At 65.0% G+C, this 7,867-nt stretch carries 11 protein-coding genes and 2 tRNA genes; 11 read left to right on the top strand and 2 right to left on the bottom strand.

Going from position 1 to position 7,867, the window contains the following annotated elements; all coding sequences use genetic code 11:
- From ACOJSF_RS13555 to ACOJSF_RS13570, 4 genes are all read left to right on the top strand, one after another.
- The coding region (locus ACOJSF_RS13555; RefSeq protein WP_420142726.1) for a zinc-dependent alcohol dehydrogenase at nt 1-1,038 on the top strand (1,038 nt) is incomplete at its 5' end.
- Nucleotides 1,039-1,050: 12 nt separating this feature from the next.
- Nucleotides 1,051-1,836, top strand: coding sequence for an SDR family NAD(P)-dependent oxidoreductase (locus ACOJSF_RS13560; protein WP_420142727.1), 786 nt, complete (start codon nt 1,051-1,053; stop codon nt 1,834-1,836).
- Between the two features lie 83 nt (nt 1,837-1,919).
- Nucleotides 1,920-1,996, top strand: a tRNA-Arg gene (locus ACOJSF_RS13565).
- An 87-nt stretch (nt 1,997-2,083) separates the two neighbouring features.
- A complete protein-coding gene (locus tag ACOJSF_RS13570; RefSeq protein WP_420142728.1) occupies nt 2,084-2,215 on the top strand; it encodes a hypothetical protein in 132 nt (43 codons plus the stop codon).
- A gap of 76 nt (nt 2,216-2,291) precedes the next feature.
- On the opposite strand, the gene ACOJSF_RS13575 is transcribed toward ACOJSF_RS13570, so the two are convergent.
- Both ACOJSF_RS13575 and ACOJSF_RS13580 read right to left on the bottom strand, forming a co-directional pair.
- Complete coding sequence (locus ACOJSF_RS13575) at nt 2,292-3,470, bottom strand: glycosyltransferase family 4 protein (RefSeq protein WP_420142729.1); 1,179 nt, start codon at nt 3,468-3,470, stop codon at nt 2,292-2,294.
- 46 nt (nt 3,471-3,516) lie between these two features.
- Nucleotides 3,517-4,032, bottom strand: coding sequence for a CHAP domain-containing protein (locus tag ACOJSF_RS13580; RefSeq protein ID WP_420142730.1), 516 nt, complete (start codon nt 4,030-4,032; stop codon nt 3,517-3,519).
- 244 nt (nt 4,033-4,276) lie between these two features.
- Here ACOJSF_RS13580 and ACOJSF_RS13585 point away from each other — a divergent pair.
- The 7 genes from ACOJSF_RS13585 to rplL all read left to right on the top strand — a co-directional run bounded on the left by ACOJSF_RS13585 (nt 4,277) and on the right by rplL (nt 7,782).
- Nucleotides 4,277-4,352, top strand: a tRNA-Trp gene (locus tag ACOJSF_RS13585).
- A gap of 124 nt (nt 4,353-4,476) precedes the next feature.
- Nucleotides 4,477-4,704, top strand: coding sequence for a preprotein translocase subunit SecE (gene secE, locus ACOJSF_RS13590; protein ID WP_420142731.1), 228 nt, complete (start codon nt 4,477-4,479; stop codon nt 4,702-4,704).
- Nucleotides 4,705-4,725: 21 nt separating this feature from the next.
- Nucleotides 4,726-5,268: a transcription termination/antitermination protein NusG gene (gene nusG, locus ACOJSF_RS13595; RefSeq protein ID WP_420142732.1), complete on the top strand. Its 543-nt coding sequence runs from the start codon at nt 4,726-4,728 to the stop codon at nt 5,266-5,268.
- A gap of 81 nt (nt 5,269-5,349) precedes the next feature.
- Nucleotides 5,350-5,781, top strand: coding sequence for a 50S ribosomal protein L11 (rplK, locus tag ACOJSF_RS13600; protein WP_420142733.1), 432 nt, complete (start codon nt 5,350-5,352; stop codon nt 5,779-5,781).
- A gap of 4 nt (nt 5,782-5,785) precedes the next feature.
- Entirely contained in the window at nt 5,786-6,478 is a 693-nt protein-coding gene (gene rplA / locus ACOJSF_RS13605; RefSeq protein WP_420142734.1) for a 50S ribosomal protein L1, read from the top strand.
- Between the two features lie 368 nt (nt 6,479-6,846).
- Nucleotides 6,847-7,362, top strand: coding sequence for a 50S ribosomal protein L10 (gene rplJ, locus ACOJSF_RS13610; protein WP_420142736.1), 516 nt, complete (start codon nt 6,847-6,849; stop codon nt 7,360-7,362).
- 42 nt (nt 7,363-7,404) lie between these two features.
- Nucleotides 7,405-7,782 carry a 50S ribosomal protein L7/L12 gene (gene rplL / locus ACOJSF_RS13615; RefSeq protein WP_420142735.1) on the top strand — a complete coding sequence of 126 codons (378 nt, stop codon included), beginning with the start codon at nt 7,405-7,407 and terminating at the stop codon, nt 7,780-7,782.
- Nucleotides 7,783-7,867 lie beyond the last annotated feature (85 nt).

Raw genomic sequence — 7,867 nt, forward strand, 5'->3', positions numbered from 1 at the left:
GACATCCTCGGCCATGAATTCATGGGCGAGGTGGTCGAAACGGGATCGGGCTCGACGTTGAAGAAAGGGCAGCGCGTGGTGGTGCCCTTCACCATCTCGTGCGGGTCCTGCTATTTCTGCGCGAAGCATCAATATAGCTGCTGCGACAACAGCAACCCGGCCGACAATCAGGATATTTCGGAACTGGCCTACGGCAACCGCATGGCCGGGCTGTTCGGCTATAGCCACATGACCGGCGGCTATGCGGGTGGACAATCCGAGTATGTCCGTGTGCCATATTCGGACGTGGGGCCGATCGTGATCCCCGACGGGGTCGACGACGACAAGGTCCTGTTCCTGTCGGACATCCTGCCCACGGGCTGGATGGGGGCGGAAAATGCCGACATCGAACCCGGTGATACCATCGCCGTGTGGGGTTGCGGCCCGGTGGGCCTGTTCGCGATCCAGTCGGCGTTCCTAATGGGGGCCGAGCGCGTGATCGCGATCGATCATTTTCCAAACCGTCTCGAACTGGCGGCGCGTTTCGGCGCGGAGACGATCAACTTCAACGATATCAAGGTCTATGACGCGTTGATGGAGATGACCGGCGGGATCGGCCCCGACGCGGTGATCGACAGCGTCGGGCTGGAGGCGCACGGCCTGTTCGTCGACAATGTGGTCGATCAGCTCAAGGTTTCGACCTTCTTGGGCACCGATCGCATCCACGCGCTGCGCCAGGCGATCCTCGCCTGTCGCAAGGGCGGACGCGTCTCGGTGCCGGCGGTCTATGGCGGCTTCGTCGACAAATTCCCGATGGGCGCCTTCATGGAGAAGGGGCTGACGATGAAGACCGGCCAGACCCACGTTCAGCATTACATGCCGGGGCTGCTCAACGCGATCCTGGAAGACAAGGTCGATACGACCTTCCTCATCTCGCATCGTCTCCCGCTCGAAAATGCGCCGGACGGCTACAAGCTGTTCCACGACCACCAGAACACCACGACCAAGATCGTCCTCAAGCCTGGGCTGGAGAAGATCAGCGTCGAAATGCCTGCTTGAGGAGCCAGACCCATGGGTAACGGAAAACTTGCCATCGTCACCGGTGCGTCCACCGGCATCGGCTTCGAACTGGCGCATATTGCCGCGCAGGAGGGCTATGACCTGTTGGTCGTCGCCGACGAGCCGCTGATCGAGGGCGCTGCCGCCGACTTCCGCACGCACGGAACCGAGGTCACCGCGATCGAGGCCGATCTCGCGACGTTCGAGGGCAATGATCGGCTGATCGAGGCCGCCAACGGCCGGCCGGTCGAGTTGCTGCTCGCCAATGCCGGACGCGGTCTCGGCCGGGCCTTCGTCGAGCAGGACGTCGCTGACTGGCGGCGCGTGATCGACACCAACGTGACGGGCACGACCTACCTGATCCAGAAGGTGGCGCGCGACATGCAGGCGCGTGGATCGGGCCGCATCCTCATCACCGGCTCGATCGCGGGCCTGATGCCGGGCAGCTTCCAGGCGGTGTATAACGGCACAAAGGCCTATCTCGACAGCTTCTCCTACGCTTTGCGCGAGGAACTGCGTGAGAGCGGCGTGACCGTCACCGTGCTGATGCCCGGCGCGACCGAGACCGAATTCTTCGACCGTGCCGACATGCTCGACACCAAGGTCGGCACGCAGGAGAAGGACGATGCCGCGAAGGTCGCGCAGGACGGATGGGACGCGCTGATGTCGGGAGCCGGCCACATCGTATCGGGCTGGCAGAATAAGCTGCAGGCGGCGATCAGCCACGTCACGCCCGACAGCCTGCTGGCGAAGAAACATCGCGACATGGCGGAGCCGGGCACCGCTGAAAACGCCTGAAACCCCTTCGCCGGGCGGCGCCCCTCCAGCGTGGTTGAGCGTTGACCCGCCGATCCGTCAAACCTACGGACGGCGGGCACGGCGCCCCGGTAGCTCAGCAGGACAGAGCAACGGTTTCCTAAACCGCAGGTCGGGAGTTCGAGTCTCTCCCGGGGCACCAATGTCCCAGACGGGTGTCATCGATCAGGCGGTGTGAAACTCCGCCGTGTTGTCGGCACGAATATCGACGCTTGGCGTTAGCGCTATCATGATTAGCAGCCTGTCCAAGCTGCCGCTTTCTGCGCGCGTTCCCTTGATCGGCCTTGCGCTGGTCGTCGCCTCTCTTGCGGCGTTCCTCGTCGGCGTGAGTATCGCGCGCTGTCTCTTCTTGACCGGGTGACCTGCCAAGGACGTGAATGCCGCACTCAGGCCTCCGTTAAAGCCAGCTCGGATGACTTCGCGTTCGTCGGGTAAGGTCAGCGCGGCCGGTTGATCGGCCTGTTGCCTGCCTCGCGATGGCGGATGATGCGCAGATACCCCTCGACCAGCGCGGCGTTGACCGAGTCCCATGAATATCGTTCGCTGACAGCGCGTCCGGCAGCGCCCGAGGCCGCGCGGGCTTCCGGATCGCCGCAATAGAAAGCGAGCGCCTGAGCAAAGGCCTCGTTCGCACCGGGGCGGATCAGCCGGCCGGTGACCCCGTCTTCGACCAAACTGAGGCTGCCGGTCGCGCGCGCCGCGATCACCGGCAGGCCACAGGCCATCGCCTCCAGCGTGACGTTGCCGAACGTCTCGGTCACGCTCGGGTTGAGCAGCATGTCGGCGGACGCGATCGCGCGGCCGAGATCCTCGCCCCGCTGAAATCCGGTGAAGACCGCGCCGGGCGGCAAGCGCCCCTCGAACCACGCGCGGGCAGGCCCTTCACCGATCACCAGCACGCGCGCCTTGATGTCGCGGCGGCGCAGCACGTCCATCGCCTCGGCGAAGACGTCGAGGCCCTTTTCCATCACGATCCGCCCGATGAAGGCGACCACCGGCTCCTCGTCGGCGATACCCAGGCTGCGCCGCCAATGCAGGTCACGCCGCGCGGGCGAAAAGATGTCGGTGTCCACGCCGCGCGACCAGATGCCGACATCGTAGCTCATCCGCTGTTCGCGCAGCACCTGCGCCATCGATTCGGACGGGGCGAAGATCGCGTCGCAGCGGCGGTAGAAGCGGCGCAGCCCCGCCTCGACCAGCGGCTCGAGGAAAGCGAAGCCGTAATAGCGCGGGTAGGTTTCGAAGCGCGTGTGGACGGAGGCGACGACCGGCTTGTTCCATTTGTGCGCCAGCGTGACCGCGCGGTGGCCGAGGAATTCCGGGATGGCGACGTGGAAGATGTTCGCACCGAACTCCTTCAGGTCGCGTTGGATCTTGGGCGTGATGCCGAGCGGCATGCGATATTCGGTGCGGCCGGGAATCGGGATGGCGGGCACGCCCACGACCTTGCCGATGGCGGGGAAGGCGGGCGTCTTGCTCTTGGGGCTGTAGATGCGCACCTTCGCACCCTGCCGCTGCAGATAGCCGCTCAGGCGGTTGAGCGCCTGATTGGCGCCGTCGCGGACATAATTATAGTTGCCCGAGAACAGGGCGACGCGAAGATCGGAAACGTCCATCGGGCGCCGTTAGAGCCCCGTTCGCGAAAAGGCTACCGGCTCGGGATCAGGAGGCCTTGTTCAGCAGGCCTGCCGCGGCTTCCTCGCCATCACGGGTCGCGGCCTTGGCGCCCGAGTAGATGAAGCCGTAGGTAGGATAGGCCTTCGTCCCGATGTCACGGATCGGGCCGTACCAGACGCGCACCGTACTCCAGTCGCCGTTGGATGAAGCATCGACGACCTTGACGTCGCGTTCGACGCCGCCGCGGTTGCTCCAGTTGGCGTGCGTGACCTGTACGATGCGGTCGGAAATCACCTTGGTTACCGTCGCGACGTGGCCCGAACGCATCGATCCGATCGCCTTGAACACCAGCACCGCGCCGGGCTTGGGCGCATGGCCCTGCGTATATTTGCCGATCGCCTGGTTCCACCACGACGCCGCCGCGCCGAACAGCTGTACGCCGGAAAACATGCGGGCGAAGGGCGCGCACTGCCAGAAGGTCTGGGCGTTCGCCGCTTGCGGCACCGCGACCGTGGCAATGAAGAGGGCGGAACAAAGAGCCGCCTTCGTGCGCTTGAACATATTCGGACGATCCCCCGATCCCGCTGACGGTTAGGGCCATAAAGTGCGATCGTCGGCGAACGGAAGCGTACTGCGGCGAATGGAGCGGAGTCCGCGTCGGCCCGATCATCCTGTGGCATCGCGGATCAAATCGACGACGGCGCGGCACGGCTCGTCTCACTAACGCCCGTTAATCTCTCGAATCATGCGCGCTACTTGCGCTCCCTCGACCCCGCCGCTATGTCGCGCTCCGCTTCCGGGCCGGAGGAGTGTAGCTCAGTTGGTAGAGCATCGGTCTCCAAAACCGAGGGCCGTGGGTTCGAGTCCCTCCACTCCTGCCATCGTAAGATGTTCGGCCCAGGAGCGATAAGGTTCGAAAAGCAGCGGGCCGAAGCGGTGCTTCCTTGCAAACGGGGGCGTGCCGCCGCATGGCCCCATTTTCGTTGAGTTTGGCAAAGGAAGAGCGTGGCAGAGGCTAGCAAGGGCGGCGTGGCGGGCTGGTTCCGCAACATCCCCACCTTCATCCAGCAGGTGAGGGCCGAGACCGCCAAGGTCGTCTGGCCGAGCCGGCGCGAAACCGTGATGACCGCCGTGATGGTGGTCATCATGACGACGGTGCTGTCGATCTTCTTCTTCGGGGTCGACTGGGCGTTCAGCCGGATCGTCCGCTTCCTGCTGTCGCTCGCCGCTTAACCTTCGAGGTCAAGGACACACATGTCGCGCTGGTACATCATCCACGCTTATTCGGGCTTCGAGAACAAGGTGCGGGATCAGATCCTGGCCGACGCGGCCCGGCTGGGTCTCGAGCAGTTGGTCGACGGCGTCGAGGTTCCGACCGAACAGGTCCAGCAGGTCCGCCGCGGCAAGAAGGTGACCAGCGATCACAAGCTGATGCCCGGCTACGTCCTGCTCAAGGGCTCGATGAACGACGATCTCTATCACCTCGTCAAGAATACGCCGAAGGTGACGGGCTTCCTGGGCGTCGGCGGCCGGCCGCAGGCGATCAGCGATGCCGAGGCGGCACGCATGCTCAACACCAAGGACGAGGCGGCGTCCGCCGCGGCGCCCAAGACCAAGCTGAAGGTCGATTACGACATCGGCGATTCGGTCAAGGTGCTGGAAGGGCCGTTCGCGAGCTTCAACGGCGTGGTCGAGGAGCTCGATTTCGATCGTGGCCGCGTCAAGGTTTCGGTGTCGATCTTCGGACGCGCGACGCCGGTCGAACTGGAATTCGACCAGGTCGAGCGCGTCAAGTAAGTCAAGGGTTTCCGGCGCGAGCCGGGAAATGCGCGGGAGGCCCGTCGGGCCGCTGGGACCGCTAAGCCATAGGAGGAAAACATGGCGAAGAAGATTACGGGTTACATCAAGCTGCAGGTGCCGGCCGGCAAGGCCAATCCGTCGCCGCCGATCGGCCCCGCGCTCGGTCAGCGCGGCGTCAACATCATGGAATTCTGCAAGGCGTTCAACGCCGCGACCGGTTCGGAAGAGCCGGGCACGCCGCTGCCGACGGTGATCACCGTCTATGCGGATCGTTCCTTCTCGTTCGTCACCAAGACGCCGCCCGCGACCTACTTCCTGAAAAAGGCCGCCAACCTGAAGTCGGGTTCGAAGGAGCCGGGCAAGGTGTCCGCGGGCACGATCAAGCGCTCGCAGGTTGCCGAGATCGCGCAGGCCAAGATGAAGGACCTGAACGCGACCGATGTCGAAGCGGCGACGAAGATCATCGAAGGCTCCGCGCGCGCGATGGGCCTGCAGGTTGTGGAGGGCTGATCCGATGGCGAAGCTGAGCAAGAAGCAGAAGAGCTGGTCGGTCGACTCGGTCAAGCTCCATGGCGTCGACGAGGCGATCGGCCTCGCGAAGGCGAACGCCACCGCCAAGTTCGACGAGACGATCGAGGTCGCGCTGAACCTCGGCGTCGATCCGCGTCACGCCGACCAGATGGTCCGTGGCGTCGTCACGCTGCCCAAGGGCACCGGCAAGGATGTCCGCGTCGGCGTGTTCGCGCGCGGCGCCAAGGCCGACGAAGCCAAGGCGGCGGGCGCCGACGTGGTCGGGGCGGAGGATCTGCTCGAGATCGTCCAGGGCGGCACGATCGATTTCGATCGCTGCATCGCGACCCCGGACATGATGGGTCTGGTCGGTCGTCTCGGTAAGGTCCTGGGTCCGAAGGGGCTAATGCCGAACCCGAAGCTCGGCACCGTGACGATGGACGTCGCCGGCGCGGTCAAGGCCGCCAAGGGCGGCCAGGTCGAATATCGCGTCGAAAAGGCCGGCATCATCCATTCGGGCATCGGCAAGGCGTCGTTCCCGGCCGAGGATCTGCGCGCGAACTTCGACGCGCTCGTCGATGCGGTGATCAAGGCGAAGCCGTCGGGCGCCAAGGGCAAGTACCTGCGTAAGGTCGCCGTCAGCAGCTCAATGGGCCCGGGCATCAAGGTCGATCCGGCCGAGGTGTCGGCCGCCTAAGGCCGAGCCGATCGAAACACGAAGGGCCGGGAGCGATCCCGGCCCTTTTCGTATGTACGCTCCGTCTGGAGGCGCTTCCTTGACTTTCACCGTCGTTCGGCTAGAGGCGCGTCCGCGTCCGGCGGGCTTTGGCCAGCCGGGCTCCGTCCGAGACAGCAGGTGCGTGGTGTTCGCCCACGCTTAATGCCCTGCCGAGACGGGGAAGAGATTTTTCGGCGGTTCGTTCGCGATCTGCCGGTCTGCCTGACGGGCCTCGCGCCCGCATGGTCAGGTATCCCATCCCCATCGGACTTTGCCGCTCGTGGCTTGCGCCGCGTGCGGTTCGAATGCGTCCGGGGCATGCCGCTCCGGACGAAACGGAGATGGCAATGGATCGTGCTCAAAAGTCCGAGCTGGTCGCAGAGCTGAACCGCACCTTTGGGGAGACGTCGGTCGTCGTCGTCACCCGCAACCTGGGCATGACCGTCGCGCAGTCGACGGCGCTCCGGGTGAAGATGCGCGAAGCCGGCGCCAGCTACAAAGTGGCCAAGAACCGCCTTGCCCGCATCGCCGCCGAAGGCACGCCCTACGCGTCGCTCAGCGATCTGCTGACCGGCCCGACGGCGCTGTCGACGTCGGTGGACCCGGTCGCGGCCGCCAAGGTCGTCGTCGATTTCGCGAAGACCAACGACAAGTTGGAAATCGTGGGCGGCGCGATGGGCGAGACCGTGCTCGACGTTGCCGGCGTGAAGGCGCTGGCCGAGCTGCCCAGCCTCGACGAGCTGCGCGCCAAGATCGTGGGCCTCGTTCAGGCGCCCGCGACCAAGGTGGTCCAGATCGTCCAGGCGCCCGCGGGCCAGCTCGCACGCGTGTTCGGGGCCTATGCGGCCAAGGAAGAAGCATAAACCTGACTTAGCGGGGCGCTTCGTGCCCCAACGGAGAATATCATGGCAGACCTGCAGAAGATTGTTGACGACCTGTCCGCTTTGACCGTCCTCGAGGCGGCCGAGCTTTCGAAGCTGCTCGAAGAGAAGTGGGGCGTTTCGGCCGCCGCTGCTGTCGCGGTCGCGGCTCCGGCCGGCGGTGGCGCCGGTGCCCCGGCGGCGGAAGAGAAGACCGAGTTCGACGTGATCCTCACCGGCGACGGTGGCAAGAAGATCAACGTGATCAAGGAAGTCCGCGCCATCACCGGCCTGGGCCTGACTGAGGCGAAGACGCTCGTCGAGAGCGCGCCGAAGGCCGTCAAGGAAGGCGTCAATAAGGACGAGGCCGAGAAGCTCAAGAAGCAGCTCGAGGAAGCCGGCGCGACCGTCGAGCTCAAGTAAGCGCGGCATCACGCAGGGTTTCGTGCCCGAAGGGAAGGGCGGTCCGGCGACGGGCCGCCCTTTCGTTTATCTGCCGCCCGGCCTA

The sequence above is a fragment of the Sphingomonas sp. genome (assembly GCF_048594985.1).
Classification (GTDB): domain Bacteria; phylum Pseudomonadota; class Alphaproteobacteria; order Sphingomonadales; family Sphingomonadaceae; genus Sphingomonas_I.

Bases quoted from the DNA above. Each gene is read 5' to 3' on its own strand.
- ACOJSF_RS13580 (WP_420142730.1), bottom strand. From the start codon at position 4,032: ATGTTCAAGCGCACGAAGGCGGCTCTTTGTTCCGCCCTCTTCATTGCC.
- rplJ (WP_420142736.1), top strand. From the start codon at position 6,847: ATGGATCGTGCTCAAAAGTCCGAGCTGGTCGCAGAGCTGAACCGCACC.
- ACOJSF_RS13575 (WP_420142729.1), bottom strand. From the start codon at position 3,470: ATGGACGTTTCCGATCTTCGCGTCGCCCTGTTCTCGGGCAACTATAAT.
- nusG (WP_420142732.1), top strand. From the start codon at position 4,726: ATGTCGCGCTGGTACATCATCCACGCTTATTCGGGCTTCGAGAACAAG.
- rplK (WP_420142733.1), top strand. From the start codon at position 5,350: ATGGCGAAGAAGATTACGGGTTACATCAAGCTGCAGGTGCCGGCCGGC.
- rplL (WP_420142735.1), top strand. From the start codon at position 7,405: ATGGCAGACCTGCAGAAGATTGTTGACGACCTGTCCGCTTTGACCGTC.
- rplA (WP_420142734.1), top strand. From the start codon at position 5,786: ATGGCGAAGCTGAGCAAGAAGCAGAAGAGCTGGTCGGTCGACTCGGTC.
- ACOJSF_RS13560 (WP_420142727.1), top strand. From the start codon at position 1,051: ATGGGTAACGGAAAACTTGCCATCGTCACCGGTGCGTCCACCGGCATC.
- ACOJSF_RS13570 (WP_420142728.1), top strand. From the start codon at position 2,084: ATGATTAGCAGCCTGTCCAAGCTGCCGCTTTCTGCGCGCGTTCCCTTG.